This window comes from Cellulosimicrobium sp. NPDC055967 (genome assembly GCF_042269845.1).
In the GTDB taxonomy this organism is placed as follows: Bacteria; Actinomycetota; Actinomycetes; order Actinomycetales; family Cellulomonadaceae; genus Cellulosimicrobium.
This window is the reverse complement of the sequence record NZ_JBHJYJ010000001.1, coordinates 84,969-105,863: the sequence shown is the minus strand read 5'-3', so window position 1 is coordinate 105,863 and position 20,895 is coordinate 84,969. Positions and strand designations below refer to the sequence as shown.

Genomic DNA, 20,895 nt, shown 5'->3' with positions numbered 1-20,895 from the left:
CGCGGCGCCGCCGGACCGTCGTGGCCTCCCACCTGCCCGTCCCTCTCCCCGGACCTGAACAGGAAACTTCGTGCGAATCAAGCTCACGCTGCACCGCCCCGACGCCAGCACGACCAACGTCGCCGTCACTGCCGACGCGACGGCCACCGTGCGGGACGTCGCCGAGGCGCTGTTCGCGGGCGACCCCACCCGGTCGGGCACCGCCGTCCCGGACCGGCTCACGCTCCAGGTCGGGACCGCCCCGTCGGGCTCGGGCCAGGGTCGCGTGCTCTCGCCGACGAGCGACCTCACGGAGGCGGGGCTGCGGTCCGGGTCGACGGTCTCGATCGTGCGCGTCTCCGAGCAGTTCGACGCCCCCGGGCAGGACCGCGGCGCGGCCGTCGCCGTCCTGCGCGTGCTCGAGGGTCCCGACGCGGGGCGCGAGTTCCCGCTGCCCGTCGGGACGAGCTACCTCGGCCGCGACCGCAACATGGACATCCGGCTGAGCGACCCGCAGATCTCCAAGCGGCACGCCCGCCTCACGGTCGGCGAGACGATCGAGATCACGGACACGAACTCGGCCAACGGCCTCGTCATGGGCGGGCAGCGCATGACGCGCTCGACGCTCACGTCGTCGGACACGGTGACGATCGGCAGCACGGTCGTGTCCGTCGTCGCGCTCCACCGCACGACGAGCCTCGCGCCGACGAGCCCGGTCGTGGAGTTCAACCGGTCCCCGCGCGTCGTCGCCCGCTTCCCCGAGCGCAAGCTCAAGGCGCCCAAGCCGCCGCAGCCGCCGGAGCCGCAGCGCTTCCCCTACCTGGCCATGGTCGCGCCGCTGCTCATGGGCGCGATCCTCTACTCCGTCACGCACAACATCCTGTCCATCGTCTTCGTCGGGCTGAGCCCGATCCTCATGCTCGGCAACTACCTGGACCAGAAGGTCCAGGCCAAGCGCAAGCTCAAGGCGCAGCGCGAGCAGTTCGAGGCGGGCGTCGTCGCGATGCGCGAGACGATCGACCGCACGCACGCCGTCGAGCGCGCGGTGCGCCTCTCGGAGGCCCCGTCCGTGGGCGACACGGTCGACGCGGTCCGGCGGCTCGGCGGGCTGATGTGGACGCACCGCCCGGAGCACGACGCGTTCCTCTCCGTCCGCATCGGGCTCGGCGCCGCGCCGTCGCGCACCCAGCTCGAGCAGCCGGGCGAGAACAACACGCTGCCGGAGTACTGGAACGAGCTGGAGAAGCTGCACGCCCAGTGCGCGACGATCTCCGGCGTCCCGGTCGTCGCGCGCCTGCGCACGGACGGCGCGCTCGGCGTCGCCGGCGCGGGGTCCGCGGTCGACGCCGTCGCGCGCGGGATCCTCGTCCAGCTCGCGGGTCTGCACTCGCCGTCGGAGCTCGTGCTCGCGGCCATGACGTCGCAGCGCTCGCGCGCCGACTGGGAGTGGCTCGAGTGGCTGCCGCACACCGGGTCGCCGCACAGCCCGCTGGGCGGCGACCACCTCGCCGACAACCCCGGCGCGGCCCAGGCGCTGCTGTCGCAGCTCGAGGACCTCGTCGAGGCGCGCGGGGCCGACCTCGACACGCACGCCGAGCTGCGCGGGCCGATCGACCCCGAGGAGGGCGAGGACACGCCCAAGCCGGTGCTGCCGACCGTCGTCGTGCTCGTCGAGGACGACGCCCCGGTGGACCGCTCCCGCCTGACGCGCCTCGTGGAGCGCGGCGCGGACGCGGGCGTGCACGTCGTCTGGGTCGCCCCCTCGGTCGAGCAGCTCCCTGCCGCGTGCCGCACGTTCGTCCTCGTGGACACCGTCGACGCGGCGGGCGCCGCGCCGGGCGCCACCGCGGGCGCGACGAGCGGCGAGGTCCGGGTGGGCCGGCTGTCGTTCCCGGTGGCGTGCGAGACGGTGGACCTCGCGACGGCCCACGAGGTGGCGCGCATCCTGGCCCCGGTGGTCGACGTCGGCGCGCCCGTCGACGACGACTCCGACCTCCCGCGCTCGGTCTCCTACCTCACGCTCGCCGGCACGGCGCTGGCGGAGGACCCGTCCCGCCTCATCGACGCGTGGCGCGAGAACGGCTCCCTGACCCCGCGCGACGGGTCCCCGCCCGTGCGGCGCAAGGCGCCGACGAACCTGCGCGGGCTCGTCGGGCACTCGGGCACCGAGCCGCTCTACCTCGACCTGCGCACGCAGGGCCCGCACGCGCTCGTCGGCGGGACGACCGGCGCCGGCAAGTCCGAGTTCCTCCAGTCGTGGGTGCTCGGCATGGCCGCCGCCCACAGCCCGGACCGCGTGACGTTCCTGTTCGTCGACTACAAGGGCGGCGCGGCGTTCGCCGACTGCGTCAACCTGCCGCACACCGTCGGCCTCGTCACCGACCTGTCGCCGCACCTCGTGCGCCGCGCCCTGACGTCGCTGCGCGCAGAGCTGCGCTACCGCGAGCACCTGCTCAACCGGAAGAAGGCCAAGGACCTGGCCTCGCTGGAGCGGACCGGCGACCCCGACGCGCCGCCGAGCCTGCTCATCGTGGTCGACGAGTTCGCCGCCCTGGTCAACGAGGTCCCGGAGTTCGTCGACGGCGTCGTGGACGTCGCCCAGCGCGGTCGCTCGCTCGGCCTGCACCTCATCCTCGCGACGCAGCGCCCCGCCGGCGTCATCAAGGACAACCTGCGCGCGAACACGAACCTGCGCGTCGCGCTGCGCATGGCGGACGAGGACGACTCGACGGACATCCTCGGCATCCCGATGGCCGCGCACTTCGACCCGTCGATCCCGGGCCGCGGCGCGGTGAAGACCGGCCCCGGCCGCATCACGCCGTTCCAGACCGGCTACGCGGGCGGCTGGACGACGTCGCAGCCCGAGCGGTCGCGCATCGACATCCAGGAGATGGCGTTCGGCTCCGACATCCGCTGGGAGCTGCCGGAGCCCGAGGTCGAGGAGGTCACCGACCCGGGCCCCAACGACATCGCCCGCGTGGTGTCGACGATCTCGCGGGCCGCGACGGAGGCCGCGGTCCCGATGCCGCGCAAGCCGTGGCTGGCCGAGCTCGCCCCGACGTACGACCTCGCCCGCCTGCCCAACCCCCGCACCGACACCATGCTGCTGCTCGGGGTGGAGGACGACCCGACGACCCAGGCGCAGCCCACGGTCTTCTACGAGCCCGACCGCGACGGCAACATGGCGATCTACGGCACCGGCGGCTCGGGCAAGAGCGCGACCCTGCGGACGATCGCGGTCTCCGCGGCCATCACGGCGCGCGGCGGTCCCGTCCAGGTCTACGCGATCGACGCGGGCGCGAGCGGGCTGCGCATGCTCGAGGACCTGCCCCACGTCGGCGCGGTCATCACGGGCGACGACGAGGAGCGCGTCCAGCGCGTGCTGCGCACGCTGCGCGACCTCGTCGACGAGCGCTCGGCCCGGTACGCCTCGGTCCGTGCGGGCAGCCTCGACGAGTACCGCCGCCTCGCGAACGCTCCCGACGAGCCGCGCATCCTGCTGCTGGTCGACGGGATCGGCGCGTTCCGCGAGTCCTACGAGTTCCGGCCCGCGCACGCGTTCCCCGTGTGGGGCGCGTTCACGGCGATCGCGACCGACGGCCGCCAGGTCGGCGTGCACGTCGTCGTCGCGGGCGACCGGGCGGCGTCGGTCCCGACGTCGCTGGGGTCGACGATCCAGAAGCGGCTCGTGCTGCGCCTGGCGAGCGAGGACGACTACCTGACGCTCGGTGTCCCCAAGGACGTCCTGTCGCTCACGTCCCCGCCCGGACGCGGCGTGCTCGACGAGAACGAGGTCCAGATCGCGGTCCTGGGCGGCGACCCGAACGTGGCGCTGCAGGCGCGCGAGCTGGGCAAGCTGCGCGACGCGATGACGCGCCTCGGCATCCAGCAGGCGCCGGGCGTCGAGCGGCTGCCCGACGGCTTCGCGCTGGACACGCTGCCCGAGGTCACGGGGGGTCGGCCGACGATCGGCCTCGACGACCTCGACATCGCCCCGGTGGCGCTGCCCGCCCGGGGGACGTTCATGCTCTCGGGCCCGCCCGGGGGAGGTCGCACGACGGCCCTCGTCACCATCGCCCAGGCCGTGCGCCGGGCGCGCGCGGGCCGGGTCGTGTACCTCTCGCCGCGCCGTACCAGCATCTCGGCGCTCGACGTGTGGGACACGGCGGCCACGTCGCCCGAGGAGGTCGTGACGCTCCTCGAGTCGCTCACGCAGGCGCTCGACGGCGGGTCGTTGCGTCCCGGTGCGCTCACCGTGCTCGTCGAGTCGGTGACGGAGTTCACGGGGACGCCGGCCGAGCAGCCGCTCGTCGCGTTCGTGCGGGCCGCCACGCGTGCCGAGCAGCTCGTCGTGGGCGAGGCCGAGTCGTCGACCTGGGGGCAGGCGTGGGCCATCGCGCAGCCGTTCAAGGCCGGACGCAGCGGCCTGCTCCTCACGCCGGGCGACCTCGACGGCGACACCTTGCTCGGGACCGGTCTCGGCCGGATCCGGCGCGCGGACTTCCCGCCGGGACGAGGCTTCCTCGTCGTCTCCGGGAGGGCGCGCAAGCTGCACGTCGCGCTCCCGCGGTAGCGACGTGACGCCCGCGGGGACCTCATGGGGACACCTCCCCATCGACGGGGCTCGCGGGCCGATGGTTGAGTAAGGCCATCGACAACGGGACGACGTCCACGCAGGGTGGGGGTCGAGACACAGAAGGAGAACACCATGGCTGGTGGCATGTGGGGCGCGAACGTCGAGGAGCTGCGTGGGCTCGGTCAGACGCTGCAGCAGAAGGCGGACGAGATCCGCACGACCATGCAGAACCTGAACTCCCAGATCCAGAGCGTGCCGTGGGAGGGCCCCGACGCCCAGCAGTTCAAGGGCAGCGACTGGCCGGCCGCGCAGACGCAGCTCAACAACGTCGCGCAGACGCTGACGGACGCGGGCCAGAAGGCCACGCAGAACGCGCAGCAGCAGGAGCAGGCTTCGAACAGCTGATCCGCTGAGCTCCACCGAGGGCGCGGGACCCAGGACGGGTCCCGCGCCCTCGGTGTGTCCGGGGCCGGGCGGTCACGGCCGCGGCCGCCGGGGATCGCGGACGCAACGGGTCTGCGAGACTGCTGGCGCGCCCCCGCCCCGTCGGAGCGCGACGAGAGCGACGAGAGGACCTGACGCATGGCCGTGCTGCGCTACCCGAGCGACGACTTCCCCGCGAGCGTGGGGGTGCGGGTCGACGCGCCGGACCGCTGGGTCCCGCTGCCGCACGTCGCCCTGCCGCTCGCGCTGGGGCGCGAGGTGGAGGAGGGGGAGTTCAACCCGAACGTCATCGTCGTCGTCTCGCGCATCCGGGCCGAGCAGACGCTCGACGACGCGCACGCCGAGGTGCTGCGCAAGCTCAAGCCACTGCCGCGGCTGCGCCAGCTCGACGGCGGCGACGTGGAGGTGGACGGCCTGCCGGGGCGATGGGTCGAGGCGTCCTTCAAGGGCGGCGGGGGAGCGGTGCTCGTGCAGTCGGTGCGGACGGTCGTCGTCCCGCGCGGGCCGGTGGCGGACCTCGTCCAGACGACGGGGACGTGCACGCTCCTGCAGCACCCGTGGGCCGCCGACGAGATCCGCGCGGTGCAGGACAGCCTCCGGATCGACCGCTGATCCGAGCGTTACATTCGCCCGGATCACAAGACGAGGTATCCACCTGGCGAGACCGGTGAGACCCTGGTCATGGAGGAGAGGGTCCGAGTGAGGCAACCCTCACCCCAGTCGTACAATCGAGAGGTCTCCTGCGGCCGGTACCCGAACCGGTCGACGCGGAACGGCCCGTCGGCCGCGCGGGAGAGACCCCCGTCCTCGACCGGAAGGCGCACCGTCCTGTGAGCAGCATCCGTCCACTGCGCGTCGCGATCGTCGGCGCTGGTCCCGCCGGGATCTACGCCGCGGACATCCTGTCCAAGACCGACCTCGACGTGAGCATCGACCTGTTCGAGCGTCTGCCCGCGCCGTTCGGCCTCGTGCGCTACGGCGTCGCCCCGGACCACCCGCGCATCAAGCAGATCATCGTGGCGCTCCACAAGGTGCTGAGCCGCGGTGACATCCGCCTGCTCGCGAACGTGGACTACGGCGTCGACCTCAAGCTGGACGACCTGCGCCAGTACTACGACGCGGTGATCTTCTCCACGGGATCGATCCGCGACGCGGCTCTGCCGATCGAGGGCATCGACCTGCCGGGCTCGTACGGCGCCGCCGACTTCGTGTCCTGGTACGACGGCCACCCGGACGTCCCGCGCGCGTGGCCGCTCGAGGCGCAGCAGGTCGCCGTCCTCGGCGCGGGCAACGTGGCGCTCGACGTCGCGCGCGTGCTCGCCAAGCACGCGGACGACCTGCTGCCGACCGAGGTCCCGCACAACGTCTACGAGATCCTCAAGTCCTCGCCGGTCACGGACGTGCACGTCTTCGCCCGCCGCGGGCCGGCGCAGGCCAAGTTCTCGCCGCTCGAGCTGCGCGAGCTGGGCCACGTCCCCGACGTCGACGTCATCGTGTACCCGGAGGACTTCGAGTTCGACGAGGGCTCGATGGCCGCGATCAGCTCGTCGAACCAGACCAAGCAGGTCGTCAAGACCCTCGCGGACTGGACGCTGAAGGACCCGAGCGAGAACACGGCCTCGCGCCGCCTGCACCTGCACTTCCTCCACGCCCCGGCAGCCGTCCTCGGCGACGGCAAGGTCGAGGCGCTGCGCACCGAGCGCACGCAGCTCAACGGCGACGGCACCGTCTCCGGCACGGGCGAGTTCCACGAGTGGCCCGTGCAGGCCGTGTACCGCGCGGTCGGCTACTTCGGGTCGCCGCTGCCGGAGATCCCCTTCGACGAGCTCAAGGGCGTCATCCCGAACCGCGAGGGCCGGGTCATCGACATCGACGGCGAGCACATCCCCGGCGTGTACGCGACCGGCTGGATCAAGCGCGGGCCGGTCGGCCTCATCGGCCACACCAAGTCGGACGCCTCCGAGACGGTCCGCCACCTCGTCGAGGACGTCACCGGTGCGGGCGACGGCGGCGACGTGGCGGCCGCGGACCTCTCCGCGGGGCGCGTCGCCCCGCTCGGCGACCCCGAGGCCGTCGTGGAGTTCCTCCGCGAGCGCGGCGTCGACCACATCGAGTGGTCGGGCTGGGAGCTGCTGGACGCGTACGAGCGCTCCCTCGGCGAGCCGCACGGGCGCGAGCGCATCAAGGTCGTGCCCCGCGAGGACATGATCCGCGTGGCGCGCGGCGAGTCGCAGGTCGGCTGACCCGCCGGTCGCGCCCGAGCCCCTGAGCACGACGGCGCCCCACCCTCTCCGGGTGGGGCGCCGTCGTCGTCGTGCCCGGGAACGGGACGGTCGCCTCGGGCGTTCATCAGGTGGGCGTCGACGGGGTCGGCGCCCGTCGGGTGCCCGGCGGACCACGCGGGTGCCCGGGGCGCGGAAGGGAGCACAGCGTGGGGCGTCAGCACTTCAACGGTCTCAAGACGGCCGGCCTGTTCGGCGTCATGTGGGCCATCGTCCTCGGCCTCTGGGCGCTGTTCGGCGCCAGGGCGAACCTGCTGTGGCTGTTCGTCGGCATCGGGCTCGTGACGACGTTCTACGGGTACTGGAACTCCGACAAGATCGCGATCCGCGCGATGCACGCGCGCCCCGTGAGCGAGCTCGAGCAGCCCGCCATGTACCGGATCGTCCGCGAGCTCTCGACGGAGGCGCGCCAGCCGATGCCGCGCCTCTACGTCTCGCCCACGCAGGCGCCCAACGCGTTCGCGACGGGCCGCAACCCGAGGAACGCGGCCGTGTGCTGCACGGAGGGCATCCTGCGCCTCCTCGACGAGCGCGAGCTGCGCGGCGTGCTGGGGCACGAGCTCATGCACGTGTACAACCGCGACATCCTCACGTCGTCGGTCGCGGGCGCGCTCGCCGGGGTGATCACCTCGCTCGCGCAGTTCCTGCTGATCTTCGGGGGCGACCGCGACCGCGGCGGCAACCCGCTCGCGGCGATCGCGATGGTCGTCCTCGCGCCCGTCGCGGCGATGCTGATCCAGCTCGCCATCTCCCGCACGCGCGAGTACGACGCCGACGAGGACGGCGCGAAGCTCACGGGCGACCCGCTCGCCCTCGCGTCCGCGCTGCGCAAGCTCGACGCGGGCACGCAACGGGCCCCGCTCCCGCAGAACCGCGACCTCGTGGACGTCTCGCACCTCATGATCGCGAACCCGTTCCGGGGAGCCGGCGTCGCCAAGATGTTCGCGACCCACCCGCCGATGGCGGAGCGCATCAAGCGGCTCGAGACGATGGCCGGGCACGGCCCGGGCTACGGCGGCATCACCTACCACTGACGGGCGCGTGGTTGGCGTGCCGGGCGGGGCCACGGGCGCGGCAGACGCGCAGCGCCGACGCGCGGGGCAGGTGGCACGATGACCCCGTGCCCCGCCGCCGAACGCATCTCGCGCGCGACCTCGCCCTCGTGCTCCTCGCGCTCGGCGGCCCGGCGCTCGTCCTGCGGCAGCGGCACGGGCGGGGGTGGATCGTCGACGACGTCGTGACGGCCGTGACGGTCTCCGGGCTCGTGTGCCTGGCGGCGGCCGTCGGTCTCGCGCTGACGCGGCGCGCGCCCGGCCCGGTCGCGCGCGAGACCGCGCTCTACGTCGTCGTGGGGGTCTTCACCGCCGTCGGGGCGGGGGTCGGCACGTGGCGCGTCCTCGACGACCAGGCGCTCGCGCAGGGCTGGGTCGGCCTGCTCGCCGCGTACGCCGCGGTCGCCCTCCACGTCGGGCTGGCGGTCACGGCGCGGAGGCGCCGCCCGGCGCGCTGACCCCCAGCGCGTCGAGGAGGACGGCGGCGACGCCGTCGTCGTCGTTCGCGGCGGTGCGGTCGGTCGCCGCGGCCAGGACGTCGGGGTGCGCGTTCGCGACGGCGAACGAGCGGCCCGCCCAGCGCAGCATGGGCAGGTCGTTGGGCATGTCCCCGAACGCCCAGACGTCCCGCGCGTCGACGCCGAGCCGGGCGCACCAGCGCGCGAGCGCGGCGTCCTTGGTCACGGCGGGGGCGAGCAGCTCGGCGAGGCCCGCGGCGCCCGAGTAGGCGAGGTGCGCGCGGTCGCCGACGGCCCCGCGCACGCGCGCGAAGAACCCCTCCTGCGCCGTCGTCTGCCCGTCCGCGACGACCACGGGCTGCGTCGCGGGGGCGTCCTCGACCGGCGCGCCGGGATCCCGCGCGAGGATCTTGCCGACGGGCCACCGGGTGCCGGTGCCGGCACCGGGCGCAGCGAGCGTCGACTCGACCACGGCGACGACGTCCGCGTCGTCGTCCGGGGTGGAGCGGAAGCCCGGGTCGAACGTCGGCCCGTCGACTCTCTCGAACGCGAGTGCGACGCCCGGCACGGCGGCCCGCAGGTCGGTGACGAGCGCGGCCGCCTCGTCCGCGGCGAAGCCGCACACGTCGAGCGGGTTCGCGGTGGCCAGGTCCCACACCGCCGCGCCGCCGAGACAGATGACGTGCCCGTGCCCGCCGACGACGTCGGCGAGCTGACCGAGCCAGCGGGGCGGGCGCGCCGTGACGAACACGACCTCGACGCCCGCGTCCTCGCTGGCGCGCAGCGCGGCGCGCGTACGGTCGGAGACGGTCCCGTCGGAGCGCAGGAGCGTGCCGTCGAGGTCCGTCGCGACGACCCGCGGGAGGCTCACCGGTAATTGGTGAACTGCAGGGCGACGTCGAGGTCGGCGCTCTTGAGCAGCGCGATGACGGTCTGCAGGTCGTCGCGCGACTTGCTCGTCACGCGCACCTCGTCGCCCGTGATCTGGGTCTTGACGGCCTTGGGCGCCTCGTCGCGGATGATCTTGGTGATCTTCTTCGCGTTCTCGCTCGACAGGCCCTCCTTGAGGGTCGCCGCGAGGCGGTACTCCTTGCCCGAGGCCTTGGGCTCCTTGTCGCCCGTGTCGAGCGACTTCAAGGAGATGCCGCGCTTGATGAGCTTGGTCTCGAAGACGTCGAGGATGGCGAGCACGCGCTCCGCCGAGTTGGCGACCATGACGATGCTCTCGCCGCTCCACGCGATCGAGGCACCGACGTTGCGGAAGTCGTAGCGCTGCGCGACCTCCTTGGCGGCCTGGTTCAGCGCGTTGTCGACCTCCTGGCGGTCGACCTTGCTGACGATGTCGAACGAGGAGTCGGCCATGGGTGGTCCTCTCTCGGGCCGGAACGGGTGCTGGGTCCCACCGTAGTCGAGCGGGCTCAGGCTCGGGTCGCGAGACGCGTCGCGTGCGCCGCCCGCAGCCCGTCGACGGAGAGCACGACGAGCGCGGCCCAGACGAGCGCGAAGCCGGCCCACCGGGTCGGCGACATGGGCTCGTGGAAGACGAGGAGGCCGACCAGGAACTGCAGCGCCGGGCCGAGGTACTGCAGCAGCCCGACGACGCTCAGCGGGAGCCGTCGCGCGGCGGCGCTGAAGAGGAGCAGCGGCAGGGCCGTGACGATCCCGGCGGACGCGAGCAGGAGCGCGTGGCCGGTGCCCTCGGCGCCGAACGTGCCGGCGCCGGTCGTGCCCAGCCAGACCAGGTACGCGAGGGCGACGGGGGTGAGCACGGCCGTCTCGACGGCGAGGCCAGGGAGCGCCTCGACCGTGCGGCCCACGCGGTTCTTCACGAGGCCGTAAAGGCCGAACGAGGCCGCGAGCGCGAGCGCGATCCACGGCAGGCCGCCCGCGCCCGTGCTGATGACGACGACGGCGGCGACGCCGATGCCGACGGCCGCCCACTGCGCGGGGCGCAGCCGCTCGCGCAGCACGGCGACGGCGAGCAGGACCGTGACGAGCGGGTTGATGAAGTACCCGAGCGCGGCGTCGAGCACGTGGCCGCTGAGGACGCCGTACACGTAGACGGTCCAGTTGGTGACGATGAGGACGGCCGCGACGGCGAGCACGCCGAGCGGGCGTGGGGTGCGCAGCGCGGTGACGAACCCGCCGAGCTGGCGCGTCGCGGCGAGGAGCACGAGGCAGAAGAGCAGGCTCCACACGACCCGGTGCGCGATGATCTCGAGCGGCGCCGCGGGCACCAGGAGCGGGAAGTACAGGGGCATCGCGCCCCACAGGAAGAACGCGCCGGCACCGAGCAGGAGGCCCCAGCGGTCGGTCGGGGCGGGGGCGCCGGGCGGGCGGGCGGACGGCGCGGCCGGGGCGGGCGAGGACGGTGCGCCGGTGGGCGCGGGGCCGGGGGTCCCGGTGCCGGGGAGGTGGTCCGGCGCGGGGGCGGGGTGGGTCACCGCATCACTGTACGGACGGGTGCCCACACGCGGATTTCGCACCTGGTCCGGTCGGGCTGTATCGTTGGCACGCCCGCACGGCAGGGGCTGCACCTGGTGCAGCCGCTCTCGGCGTGCGACAACTCCACACGGCAGGTTGCCCGAGCGGCCAAAGGGATCTGACTGTAAATCAGACGGCTCAGCCTTCGGGGGTTCGAATCCCTCACCTGCCACCGGAGCGACGGGGCGCCACCCACGGGTGGCGCCCCGTCGTCGTCTGCCCGGAGTCGTCGTCGGCACCGGCTCTCCCGGCGCGCTGCGCCGTCCGGTGCCGTCGGACGGCGTGCGACGCCGGCGGCGAGCGGTGCTGGAGGGCCCAGGAACGGCGGAACGGCGCCGATTTCGTTCGACGCCGTGTTCCGTGTAAAGTTTTCCGCGCTGCCCCGATAGCTCAGTCGGCAGAGCATCTCCATGGTAAGGAGAAGGTCAAGGGTTCGATTCCCTTTCGGGGCTCTGTGGTGACGCGGGGTCGTCTTGCTGGAATACTGGCGAGACGACCTCGCGTTCAGTCACGCGGCGGGGTAGCTCAGATGGTTAGAGCGCACGACTCATAATCGTGAGGTCGCGGGTTCGATCCCCGCCTCCGCTACCACTTTCGACAACCTCGCACGACGGCCGGCGTCGTGCGACCTGCACAGCACATGCGCCCTCCGGAGGCGCGAGAGGTGGCTCACTACCGTGGCAAGCAAGAGCGCTGACGTTCGCCCCAAGATCACGCTGGCCTGCGTGGACTGCAAGGAGCGCAACTACATCACGAAGAAGAACCGTCGCAACGACCCGGACCGCCTGGAGCTCGCGAAGTTCTGCCCGCGCTGCGGCAAGCACACCGCGCACCGCGAGACCCGCTGAGCCTCCGGCTCCGCGCCCGCGCACCGCAGTGAGCGTCAACCTGGCCTACGTCGGCCGCGAGTACCCCGCCAACGCGCCGTACTCGGTGGGACGCGAGAAGCTGCGGGAGTTCGCGGGCGCCGTCGGCGCCACCCACCCCGTGCACCACGACCTCGTGGCGGCGCGGGGTGCGGGCTATCCGGACCTCGTCGCACCTCCGACCTTCGCGGTCGTCGTCGCCCAGCGGGCGGAGGGGCAGCTCATCGAGGATCCCGAGGCGGGCATCGACTTCTCGCGCGTCGTCCACGCGGACGAGCGCTTCACGCACCACCGGCCGATCGTCGCGGGCGACGAGCTCGTGACCGTGCTGCACGTGGACTCGATCGTCGAGCGGGCCGGCCTCGCCATGGTCACCACGCGCTGCGAGATCGCCGCGGTCCTGCCCGACGGCGGCACCGAGCCGGTCTCGACCGTCACCTCCACCCTCGCCGTCCGTGGGGAGGGCGCATGAGCACCGACGTCACCCGCCCCGTCCTCACGGACCTCTCCGTCGGCGACGTGATCGGCACGCGCACGGTCGAGGTCGACCGCGCGCGCCTCGTCCGCTACGCCGGTGCGAGCGGCGACTTCAACCCGATCCACTGGAACGACGCCTTCGCGGCCGAGGTCGGCCTGCCGGGCGTCATCGCGCACGGCATGTTCACCATGGGCGCGGCCGTCGCTCTGGTCGAGGACTGGGCCGGGGACCCGGGCGCCGTCGTCGACTACCAGACGCGCTTCACGCGCCCCGTGCCCGTGCCGAACCCCGGCGTCGCGACGCTCGAGGTCACCGGGACCGTCGGCGTGATCGACGCCGACGCCGGCACCGTCCGCGTCGACCTCACGGTCACGTCCGAGGGCGCGCGCGTGCTCGGCAAGACGCAGGCCGTCGTCCGCCTCTGACCGCGTCGCCCCGGGCGGGCGACACCGTGCTCCTGACGCCACGAGGGCGCCGCACCCGGCCGGGTACGGCGCCCTCGTCGTCTCGCGCGGACTCAGCAGGTCTTCCAGCAGTCGGGGCCGCCGCTCTCGGGGGGCGGCCCGGCAACCTCGCCCTCGTCGAGGTACGTGGTGCGATCCACGACGTGCTGCAGCGCGGCACCCTCGTCACTCGTCCCCGCGGTCGGGTCGTCGTCGGTGGGCTCGTTGCCGAACGCGCTGAGGTCGACGTCGAAGGTGAGCTCGAGGAGCCGGTGCTCGGCGGTGTCGTAGACGAAGCGCACGATCCGGTTGCTCTGGTCCTCGCCGACCCACTCGAGGCCCTCCCCGGCGCGACCCAGCGTGTCCTGGACGGCACCCAGCGGGGTGCTGCCCGTCAGCCCGGTCAGCGTCGCCCACAGCCCGTCGCGCACGGCGGGCGACGTGGGCCCGCTCTTGAGGAGGTTCCACGTCTTCTGGGCGAGCGCGTCCTCGTTCACCGACCCGAGCTCCGCGCGGATGCTGTCGCGCAGGAGCGCGTCGAGCTCCGCAGGGTCCGTCGGGAGCGTGGCGGCTGCGTCCCAGCTGAGCCGGACGAGCTCCCCGTCGACGACGAGCGACCCGAACGTCGAGCCGGGCCAGGGGTCCAGGGCCTCGACCCCTTCGAAGGCCCGGTACGAGTCGCCCTCCGGGTCGCGGGCGGTCCAGTACGTGATGCCCTGCGTGCTCTCTTCCGTCCGTCCGTCGATGGTCGTGTTCGTCGTGGTCGTCAGGGTCCGGACGCGCCAGTACGGCCCGTCGGAGGGGCCGTTGCCCTGCGGTCTCCCGTCAGGACCCAGGGCCGTGGCGTCGCCGCCGCTCGCCGGGGCGAGCTGCGACGGGTGGGTGGGACTGGGTTCCGCCCAGTAGCTCGCGGCGCCCACCCCGCCGGCGACGACCGCGAGCGCGCACAGGCCCGAGACGACGGTGCGGCGCCGTCGTCGGCCGCGGCGGGCCGTCGGGAGCACGCGGTCGGTGTCGACGTCGATGCGGGGGGCGAGCGCGTCGACCCGCGCGCGCAGCGCGTGGGCGAACGTCTCGTCGTCGGTCGGAAGGGTGCCGGTCATGGCTGCCTCCTGTCGGTCCGGTCGGTGGAGAGGGGGTGCGGCGCGGGGGCAGGCCACTGCGCGCGGCCCCGTGCGTCGGCGGGATCGGCGGCGCCGAGGACCGAGCGCAGCTGGGCGAGCCCCCGCGAGGCTGTGGACTTCACGGTCCCGACAGAGACGCCGAGGTCGTCGGCGACCTCCTTCTCGCTCAGCCCGACGAGGTGGCGCAGCACGACGATGCGGCGCTGGCGGGCCGTGAGCGTCGCGAGCGCGCGGACGAGGACGTCCCGCTCGGTGTGCTGGTCGGCCCGGGCGTCGCTCGCGGTCTCCGGGAGGTCGGGCGGGGCGACGAGCACCTCCCGGCGTCGTCGCCGCCACGTGTCGACCCGCAGGTTCGCGAGCGTGCGGCGGGCGTAGGCGTACGGGTCGCGCTCCCGCGCCGCGCGCCAGTGCAGGTACGTGCGGGTCAGGGCCTGCTGGACGAGCTCGTCGGCCAGGTGCACGTCGCCGCACAGCAGCCACGCGGTGCGTGCGAGCCGGGGCGCGGCGCTCGCCATGAAGTCGCTGAACTCCTGCTCGTGCGACGTGGCGGCCCGCACCACGGGGAGGACGGCGTCGGGGGGTGGGCTCTCGTCGGGTTCGTCGTCGGCCGAGAGGGCGATCGCGTCCACGGTCATGACTGTCACACGCACGACGCCCCCGGAAGGTTGAGTCTCGCGCGGCGGTGGGGCGCACGATTCGACATCGTTCGCCACGGCCTGCCCCCTTTCGCCATGGGAACGCTCCCACTACGGTGGGTCGCGCCCCTCACGACGTCGAAGGAGACGCTCATGACCCAGCACGGTGGCCGACCCGCACCCCACGAACCTCGCGATCACGACCCCACGCCCGCGCCTCCGCGCGGGCTCGACCGCCGCGCCGTCCTCGCGCTCGGCGGTGCGCTCGCGCTCGCGGGTCTCACCGCGACCCCGGCGGCAGCCCGCCCGGGCGCGACCCTGCCTGCGGCGGCGGGCGCCGTCGGGCAGACAGCCGGTAGCCCGGCGCGGGGCCGCGCGGCGTCGGTCCAGCGCGCCCACGGCTTCCTCGCCGCGGCGACCGACGCGTACCCCGACGTCAACCCCGGCCCGCGGATCGCCCAGTCGTACGCCGACCAGCTCGGCCTGTTCTCCACGGCGTTCGTCTACGACAACGCCCTCGCGATCCTCGCGACGCTCACCGCCGGCCGGCGACACCTCGACCGGGCGCGGGCGCTCGGCGACGGCCTCGTGTTCGCGCTCGAGAACGACCCCGACCACGACGACGGCCGCCTGCGCCAGGCGTACAACGTCGGGCCGTACACCTTCTACGACGGCACGCCGCAGGAGCACGGGCTCGTGCTGCCCGACGGCACGGCGAACGTCGGGTGGCAGTTCGGCTTCCTCGGGACGGCGGTCGGGGACATGGCCTGGCCGGGCATCGCGCTGCTGCACCTGCACGCGGTGACGCGCGAGCGGCGCTACCGGGACGCCGCGCTGCGGATCGGCGAGTGGATCGTCGCGAACACGTGGTCGCAGGCTCCCCTCGGCGGGTTCTCGTTCGGCGTCGACGGCGCGAACGTCCCGATCCCCAACGGCTCGACCGAGCACAACATCGACTGCGTCGCGTTCTTCCGCCAGCTCGGGTCCGTGACGCGCGACCGGCGCTGGGATCGGGCCGCCGAGCACGCCCGCGCGTTCGTCGACCGCATGTGGGAGCCCGACGGCGGCTACCTGTACACCGGCACGAACGACGGCACCGAGATCAACCGGGACCCGCTCCCGCTCGACCCGCAGACGTGGGGCTGGCTCGCGCTGCGCGAGCGGCGCTACGCCCGCGCGCTCGACTGGGCGGACGATGCGCTGGCCGCGCGCGACGTCGCGGGCGAGGGCGTGTCACAGCTCCCCGCGGGGGCGGTCGTCGAGGGCGTGACGTTCTCGAGCGGGAGCCTGACGTCGACGGCGTCGTACAACGGGCTGCCCGTCCACCAGCAGGGCGTGTGGCTGGAGGGGACGGCGCAGCTCGCGTCGGCGCTCGCGGACCGCGGGGCGCGCGGGCGCGGTGGCCGCGACGACCGCCGGCGGGGGCGCCGCGGCTGCGAGCGGGACGACGACCGGGTCCGCGCGGACGGCCTGCTGCGCGAGGTGCAGGGCGTGCAGGAGGGCGTCGGGGCCGGTCAGACGATCGGCGGCGCCGCGCTGCCGGAACGCGCGGGCGTCGTCGCCGCGTCGAGCCTGATCGACTCGGGCTTCGGGTTCGGGTACTTCCAGGTCCAGCACGTCGGGGCGACGTCCTGGTACCTCCTGGCGGCCGCACGGGCGAACCCGCTGCAGCCCGGTCGCCTCGGCTGACGCGCCGGTGTCAGGTGGTGGGGGCGGGGCCCGTCGTCGTCCCCACCACCAGCTCGACGTCGAGCTCGACGGTCGTCGGGCTCTCGCCCGCGAGCTGGCGGATGACGGCGAGACCCAGCTCGGAGCCCTTGCGGGCGAGCGGCTGGTGGACGCTCGTGAGGACGTCCGGGGCGAGCCAGGGCAGGTCGAGCCCGTCGAACCCGGCGACCGAGACGTCGTCGGGCACCCGCAGGCCGAGCTCGCGCGCGGCGAGCAGGGCGCCCGCCGCCAGCAGGTCGGAGTGGGCGATGACCGCCGTGGGGCGGGTGGCGGGGTCGGCGGGCTCGGTCGTCCCGTCCGCGCCCGGGCGTCCCAGGAGGGCCAGGGTCGCGGAGCGGCCGTGCTCGACGAGCGACGCCTCGGTCTCCCAGCTCGCGACGGGCTCGACGACGTCCCGCACGCCCGCGAGCCGGTTCGCCGTGGGCGTGCGGTCCACCTGGGCGAGCCGTCGCGCGTCGATCGGCCCGCTGCGGTCGGAGTTGTCGAGGGGGAGCGAGACCTCCGCGACGCGCGTGTGGCCGAGGTCGACGAGGTGCCGCACGGCGTCGGCCGTGCCGACCCGGTCGCGGATCGCGACGAGCGGGGTGCCCTCGACCGCGCGCCCCTCCCCGATGACCACGGGCACCCCGCGCCGCTGCAGCGCGGCGAGCGTCGCGTCGTCGGACCCCACGCCCCACACGAGGACGGCGACGTCCATGGCCGCGCTCTCGACGAGCGGGTCGACGGCGCGGGCCGGGTCGTCCGACGGGATGCCGGGGATGAGGAGCACGCCGAGGCCGTTCTCGCCGAGGGTCGAGACGAGGCCGTCGAGCACCTGGACGGCGACGGGGTCCCGGAACGCGCGGCGGAGCTGGTCGCCGACGACGACGCCCACGACTCCGGACCGCCCCGACCGGAGCTGGCGGCCGAGCGGGTTGGGACCCGTGTACCCGAGCTCCTTCGCCGCGTCGAGCACGCGGGCCCGGGTCTCCGGGGTGATCGGCCCCGCACCGGAGAAGGCGAGCGACGCCGTCGAGACGGAGACCCCCGCGAGCTCGGCGACCTTGGCGAGCGTGGGCCGGTGGGCCGGCGCGGCGGTCGCCGCGGGCTCCCGGCTTCCGGGGGTGTCGCTCATCACGCTCCCTGCCTCCCGCGCGCGCGGGATTCTCGATTGACGCGCGGCCAGCGTACCCGCACACTGGTGACCATGCGTCGAATCGATTCGAAGCGCACCCTCGGCCGTCGGATCGAATCGATTCGAGGAGGTGCTGCGCAGTCACCGACCGACCTCCTGTCCGACCCCCGCGCCCTGACCCGGGCGCGCTGGGTCCTGCTGGGCGTCTTCGCGCTCAACGGCGTCATGATGTCGAGCTGGCTCGCGCGCATCCCCTCGGTGCGCGACGCGCTCGACCTCACCCCCGCCGACCTCGGCGTCGTGCTGCTCGCGGGCGCCGTCGGTGCCCTCGCCACGGTCACCGCCGCCGGCCCCTTCGTCACGCGCTTCGGCGGCCGCGTCGCCTTCGCCGTCTCCGCGGTCCTGTTCGGCGTCGCGTTCCTCCTGCTCGGCCTCGGCCCCGCGACCGGCTCCGTCCCCCTGCTCGCCGCCGGCATCTTCGTCAACGGCATGGCCTTCTCGCTCGGCAACGTCCCGATGAACGTCGAGAGCGCGGGCATCGAACGGCGGGTCGGGCGCACGATCCTGCCGCAGTTCCACGCCGCGTTCTCCATCGGCGCCGTCGTCGGGTCGCTCGTCGGCGCCGCGTGCGCCCACGCGCAGGTCCCCGTGCTCGTCCAGTTCGTCGCCACGGGCACGGTCGCCATGGTCTGGCGTCTCGCCGCGATCCCCGCGACGGTCCACGACACGCTCCCGACGCGCGCGCCGACGGACGCCCCGGCACCGGTCGAGGCGCTCGGCGACGCCGTCGTCGACGTCGAGACGGCCGGGCTCCGCGCGCGCCTCGCCCGCCGCGGCGCCCGGCTCGGGGCGGCGCTCTCGGCGTGGCGCGAGCCGCGCACGCTGCTCATCGGCCTCGTCATCCTCTCCGCCGCGCTGTCCGAGGGGTCCGCCAACGACTGGCTCTCGCTCGCCGTCGTCGACGGGTTCGCGCAGACCGAGGCCGTCGGCGCCGTCGTGTTCGGCACGTTCGTCGCGGCCATGACCGTCATGCGCCTCGCCGGCACGCGCCTCATCGACCGCTTCGGCCGCGTCACCGTGCTCCGCGCCTCGGGCGTCGCGTCGATCGCCGGGCTGCTCCTCTTCGGGTTCGCGCCGACGCTCCCGCTCGCCGGGGCCGGGGTCGTGCTCTGGGGCTTCGGCGCGGCGCTCGCGGTGCCCGTCGGCATCGCGGCCGCGTCCGACGAGCCGCTGCGCGCCGCGAGCCGCGTGTCCGTCGTCTCCGCGTTCGCGTCGATGGCGTCGCTCGCCGCACCGCCCCTGCTCGGGCTCGCCGCCGAGGCCATGGGTGCGCGTCACGCGCTCGTGCTCATCGTCGCCGCGATGGTCCTCAGCGTCCTCCTCGCGCGCCAGGTCACGCCCCTGCGCACCCCGGCCGCGCTCGCCGCCCGGACGCCGCGACCCGCCGCGGGTGCGGACGACGACGTGCCCCACGGGGTGGAGGATGGTCCCGAGACCGACGCGGCGGTCGCCGCGGACGCCGCCGAGCGGACGGGCGACCCCGACCAGGACGGCACGACCGGCGCCGTCCCGGACGAGGCCGACGACGCACGCCGCCCCCGCCGGCTCCGCCGACCTCGCGCGACGTCCCGCACCGGGTCGTCCACCGTCCACCGTGCCTCCGCACGCCGCCCCCGAACCCGCCCGTCGCACCGCCGCGAGGAGACCTCCGCATGACCACCGCCCGCACCGACCGCCGCGTCGTCGCGCTCGCCACCTGGGCCGTGTTCGCGGTCTTCTTCCTCAACGGCTTCAACTTCGCGACCTGGGCGTCCCGCCTGCCCGCGGTCCGGGACTCGCTCGGCTTCACCGAGGCGCAGATGGGTCTCCTGCTGCTCTTCATGGCCGTCGGGTCGCTCCTCGCGCTGCCCCTCTCCGGCATGGTCGTGCAGCGGCTCGGCGCGTCGAAGGCCGTCACGCTGTTCGCCGTGACCAACGTCGTCGGCCTCGTCACCGCCGTCACCGGCGTGGCCGCGGGGGAGGACGTCGTCGTGCGCGCCGGGCTCTTCCTCGCCGGCATCGGCACGGGCGTGTGGGACGCCGCGATGAACCTCGAGGGCGCCGCCGTCGAGCAGCGGCTCGGCAAGGCGATCATGCCGCGCTTCCACGCCGGCTTCTCGTTCGGCACCATGGCGGGCGCCGGCGTCGGGGCCCTCATGGCCGCGCTCCACGTCCCGGTCCAGGCGCACCTCACGGCCGCGGTCGTGCTGAGCCTCCTCGGCGTGCTGTGGTGCGTGCGGTTCTTCCTCCCGGCCGGGCAGGTGGACCACGCCGTCGTCGACGCGTCGGAGGACGCCGCGGGCGCGGACCCCGCCGCCGCGGCCGGGAGCGGCACACCACTCACCGCGTCGGAGAACGCGCGCGGCGCGCTCAGCGCGTGGACCGAGCCGCGCACGCTCCTCATCGGGCTCGTCGTCCTCGCCGCCGCGCTCACCGAGGGCGCCGCGAACGACTGGGTCAGCCTCGCCGTCGTCGACGGCTTCGAGACGTCCGACGCGATGGGCGCCGTCGGCCTCGCCGTGTTCCTCACGGCCATGACCGGGATGCGCCTCCTCGGCACGGGCCTGCTCGACCGCTACGGGCGCGTCACCGTGCTACGGCTCGGCGCCGCGCTCGCCCTCGTCGGGCTGCTCCTCTTCACGCTCTCGCCGAGCATCTGGCTCGCGCTGCTCGGCGTGGTCGCGTGGGGCATGGGCGCGGCGCTCGGCTTCCCCGTCGGGATGAGCGCAGCCTCCGACGACCCGGCGCGCGCCGCCGTGCGCGTGAGCGTCGTCGCGACCATCGGCTACTCCGCGTTCTTCATGGGCCCGCCCCTCATCGGGTTCCTCGCCGAGCACGTCGGCTACCGCGCCGCGCTCCTCGTGATCGCCGTGCCCGTGGTCGTCGGCCTGCTGGTCGTCGGCGCCACCCGCCCCCTCCCCACCGCCGCGGGCTCCGCGGGCCAGCAGGCCGCCCGGCGCTCCGAGGTGACCCCCGACCGCTGACCCGCACCGACCGCACGATGTGCCGAGCTAGAGCCCTGGTCGCGCGAGTTAGAGCCCTGGTCGGCCGAGGCCGAGCCGTGGTTGCGCGAAGTAGAGCCCTGGTTTCGCGGGGTAGAGCCGTGGTCATGCCCGACGGCGCGTGGTCGCCTTGGGTGGGCGGGGTGGGTGGTGGTGCCGCGTCGTGGCGGGCCTGGACGAGGGATCGTCCG

General features: G+C 74.3%; 18 protein-coding genes and 3 tRNA genes. 15 read left to right on the top strand and 6 right to left on the bottom strand.

Annotated features, from left to right (window positions below; translation table 11 throughout):
• Nucleotides 1-70: 70 nt before the first annotated feature.
• The 6 genes from ACFC2L_RS00550 to ACFC2L_RS00525 all read left to right on the top strand — a co-directional run bounded on the left by ACFC2L_RS00550 (nucleotide 71) and on the right by ACFC2L_RS00525 (nucleotide 8,791).
• Complete coding sequence (locus tag ACFC2L_RS00550) at nucleotides 71-4,552, top strand: FtsK/SpoIIIE domain-containing protein (RefSeq protein ID WP_375822303.1); 4,482 nt, start codon at nucleotides 71-73, stop codon at nucleotides 4,550-4,552.
• A gap of 135 nt (nucleotides 4,553-4,687) precedes the next feature.
• A complete protein-coding gene (locus ACFC2L_RS00545) occupies nucleotides 4,688-4,960 on the top strand; it encodes a WXG100 family type VII secretion target (RefSeq protein WP_021482523.1) in 273 nt (90 codons plus the stop codon).
• Between the two features lie 177 nt (nucleotides 4,961-5,137).
• Nucleotides 5,138-5,611 (top strand): LpqN/LpqT family lipoprotein, encoded by a 474-nt coding sequence (locus ACFC2L_RS00540; protein ID WP_375822302.1) that lies wholly within the window; start codon nucleotides 5,138-5,140, stop codon nucleotides 5,609-5,611.
• 218 nt (nucleotides 5,612-5,829) lie between these two features.
• The gene (locus tag ACFC2L_RS00535) at nucleotides 5,830-7,242 is read left to right on the top strand and encodes an FAD-dependent oxidoreductase (protein WP_375822301.1); all 1,413 of its coding nucleotides are present in this window, start codon (nucleotides 5,830-5,832) and stop codon (nucleotides 7,240-7,242) included.
• 188 nt (nucleotides 7,243-7,430) lie between these two features.
• Nucleotides 7,431-8,315, top strand: a complete 885-nt coding sequence (gene htpX, locus ACFC2L_RS00530) for a zinc metalloprotease HtpX (protein ID WP_353707777.1) — start codon at nucleotides 7,431-7,433, stop codon at nucleotides 8,313-8,315.
• 86 nt (nucleotides 8,316-8,401) lie between these two features.
• Entirely contained in the window at nucleotides 8,402-8,791 is a 390-nt protein-coding gene (locus ACFC2L_RS00525) for a hypothetical protein (protein ID WP_375822300.1), read from the top strand.
• Here the strand turns inward: ACFC2L_RS00525 and ACFC2L_RS00520 are convergent.
• Genes ACFC2L_RS00520 through rarD form a run of 3 tightly spaced genes read right to left on the bottom strand, consistent with a single transcriptional unit; the run spans nucleotide 8,760 to nucleotide 11,235 of the window.
• The gene (locus tag ACFC2L_RS00520; protein WP_375822299.1) at nucleotides 8,760-9,662 is read right to left on the bottom strand and encodes an HAD family hydrolase; all 903 of its coding nucleotides are present in this window, start codon (nucleotides 9,660-9,662) and stop codon (nucleotides 8,760-8,762) included. The two genes, ACFC2L_RS00525 and ACFC2L_RS00520, sit on opposite strands and share 32 nt — an antisense overlap.
• Complete coding sequence (locus ACFC2L_RS00515) at nucleotides 9,659-10,153, bottom strand: YajQ family cyclic di-GMP-binding protein (protein WP_375822298.1); 495 nt, start codon at nucleotides 10,151-10,153, stop codon at nucleotides 9,659-9,661. The genes ACFC2L_RS00520 and ACFC2L_RS00515 overlap by 4 nt, the downstream gene beginning before the upstream one ends.
• 56 nt (nucleotides 10,154-10,209) lie before the next feature.
• Nucleotides 10,210-11,235 (bottom strand): EamA family transporter RarD, encoded by a 1,026-nt coding sequence (rarD, locus tag ACFC2L_RS00510; protein ID WP_375822297.1) that lies wholly within the window; start codon nucleotides 11,233-11,235, stop codon nucleotides 10,210-10,212.
• Between the two features lie 130 nt (nucleotides 11,236-11,365).
• On the opposite strand from rarD, the gene ACFC2L_RS00505 reads away from it, so the two are divergent.
• The 6 genes from ACFC2L_RS00505 to ACFC2L_RS00480 all read left to right on the top strand — a co-directional run bounded on the left by ACFC2L_RS00505 (nucleotide 11,366) and on the right by ACFC2L_RS00480 (nucleotide 13,044).
• A tRNA-Tyr gene (locus tag ACFC2L_RS00505) sits at nucleotides 11,366-11,447 on the top strand.
• A gap of 207 nt (nucleotides 11,448-11,654) precedes the next feature.
• A tRNA-Thr gene (locus ACFC2L_RS00500) sits at nucleotides 11,655-11,727 on the top strand.
• 62 nt (nucleotides 11,728-11,789) lie between these two features.
• A tRNA-Met gene (locus tag ACFC2L_RS00495) sits at nucleotides 11,790-11,866 on the top strand.
• Between the two features lie 86 nt (nucleotides 11,867-11,952).
• Nucleotides 11,953-12,123: a 50S ribosomal protein L33 gene (gene rpmG, locus ACFC2L_RS00490; RefSeq protein WP_021482899.1), complete on the top strand. Its 171-nt coding sequence runs from the start codon at nucleotides 11,953-11,955 to the stop codon at nucleotides 12,121-12,123.
• A gap of 28 nt (nucleotides 12,124-12,151) precedes the next feature.
• Complete coding sequence (locus tag ACFC2L_RS00485) at nucleotides 12,152-12,613, top strand: MaoC family dehydratase N-terminal domain-containing protein (RefSeq protein WP_375822296.1); 462 nt, start codon at nucleotides 12,152-12,154, stop codon at nucleotides 12,611-12,613.
• Nucleotides 12,610-13,044, top strand: a complete 435-nt coding sequence (locus ACFC2L_RS00480) for a MaoC family dehydratase (protein ID WP_375822295.1) — start codon at nucleotides 12,610-12,612, stop codon at nucleotides 13,042-13,044. The genes ACFC2L_RS00485 and ACFC2L_RS00480 overlap by 4 nt, the downstream gene beginning before the upstream one ends.
• 92 nt (nucleotides 13,045-13,136) lie before the next feature.
• On the opposite strand, the gene ACFC2L_RS00475 is transcribed toward ACFC2L_RS00480, so the two are convergent.
• The gene (locus ACFC2L_RS00475) at nucleotides 13,137-14,165 is read right to left on the bottom strand and encodes a hypothetical protein (protein ID WP_375822294.1); all 1,029 of its coding nucleotides are present in this window, start codon (nucleotides 14,163-14,165) and stop codon (nucleotides 13,137-13,139) included.
• Nucleotides 14,162-14,815, bottom strand: coding sequence for a SigE family RNA polymerase sigma factor (locus ACFC2L_RS00470; protein WP_375822293.1), 654 nt, complete (start codon nucleotides 14,813-14,815; stop codon nucleotides 14,162-14,164). The genes ACFC2L_RS00475 and ACFC2L_RS00470 overlap by 4 nt, the downstream gene beginning before the upstream one ends.
• Nucleotides 14,816-14,974: 159 nt before the next feature.
• Between ACFC2L_RS00470 and ACFC2L_RS00465 the strand changes: the two genes are divergently transcribed.
• On the top strand, nucleotides 14,975-16,510 hold the full coding sequence (locus tag ACFC2L_RS00465; protein ID WP_375822292.1) for a Tat pathway signal sequence domain protein: 1,536 nt from the start codon (nucleotides 14,975-14,977) through the stop codon (nucleotides 16,508-16,510).
• 10 nt (nucleotides 16,511-16,520) lie between these two features.
• On the opposite strand, the gene ACFC2L_RS00460 is transcribed toward ACFC2L_RS00465, so the two are convergent.
• Nucleotides 16,521-17,663 carry a LacI family DNA-binding transcriptional regulator gene (locus ACFC2L_RS00460; RefSeq protein WP_375822291.1) on the bottom strand — a complete coding sequence of 381 codons (1,143 nt, stop codon included), beginning with the start codon at nucleotides 17,661-17,663 and terminating at the stop codon, nucleotides 16,521-16,523.
• Between the two features lie 72 nt (nucleotides 17,664-17,735).
• On the opposite strand from ACFC2L_RS00460, the gene ACFC2L_RS00455 reads away from it, so the two are divergent.
• Nucleotides 17,736-19,379 (top strand): MFS transporter, encoded by a 1,644-nt coding sequence (locus ACFC2L_RS00455; RefSeq protein ID WP_375822290.1) that lies wholly within the window; start codon nucleotides 17,736-17,738, stop codon nucleotides 19,377-19,379.
• Nucleotides 19,376-20,686: an MFS transporter gene (locus tag ACFC2L_RS00450; RefSeq protein WP_375822289.1), complete on the top strand. Its 1,311-nt coding sequence runs from the start codon at nucleotides 19,376-19,378 to the stop codon at nucleotides 20,684-20,686. Before ACFC2L_RS00455 ends, ACFC2L_RS00450 begins: the two co-directional genes overlap by 4 nt.
• Nucleotides 20,687-20,895 lie beyond the last annotated feature (209 nt).

Excerpts from the sequence above, each read along its gene's own strand:
- ACFC2L_RS00545 (WP_021482523.1), top strand. The coding sequence starts at position 4,688 with ATGGCTGGTGGCATGTGGGGCGCGAACGTCGAGGAGCTGCGTGGGCTC.
- ACFC2L_RS00540 (WP_375822302.1), top strand. The coding sequence starts at position 5,138 with ATGGCCGTGCTGCGCTACCCGAGCGACGACTTCCCCGCGAGCGTGGGG.
- ACFC2L_RS00515 (WP_375822298.1), bottom strand. The coding sequence starts at position 10,153 with ATGGCCGACTCCTCGTTCGACATCGTCAGCAAGGTCGACCGCCAGGAG.
- ACFC2L_RS00480 (WP_375822295.1), top strand. The coding sequence starts at position 12,610 with ATGAGCACCGACGTCACCCGCCCCGTCCTCACGGACCTCTCCGTCGGC.
- ACFC2L_RS00475 (WP_375822294.1), bottom strand. The coding sequence starts at position 14,165 with ATGACCGGCACCCTTCCGACCGACGACGAGACGTTCGCCCACGCGCTG.
- ACFC2L_RS00465 (WP_375822292.1), top strand. The coding sequence starts at position 14,975 with ATGACCCAGCACGGTGGCCGACCCGCACCCCACGAACCTCGCGATCAC.
- ACFC2L_RS00460 (WP_375822291.1), bottom strand. The coding sequence starts at position 17,663 with ATGAGCGACACCCCCGGAAGCCGGGAGCCCGCGGCGACCGCCGCGCCG.
- ACFC2L_RS00455 (WP_375822290.1), top strand. The coding sequence starts at position 17,736 with ATGCGTCGAATCGATTCGAAGCGCACCCTCGGCCGTCGGATCGAATCG.
- ACFC2L_RS00450 (WP_375822289.1), top strand. The coding sequence starts at position 19,376 with ATGACCACCGCCCGCACCGACCGCCGCGTCGTCGCGCTCGCCACCTGG.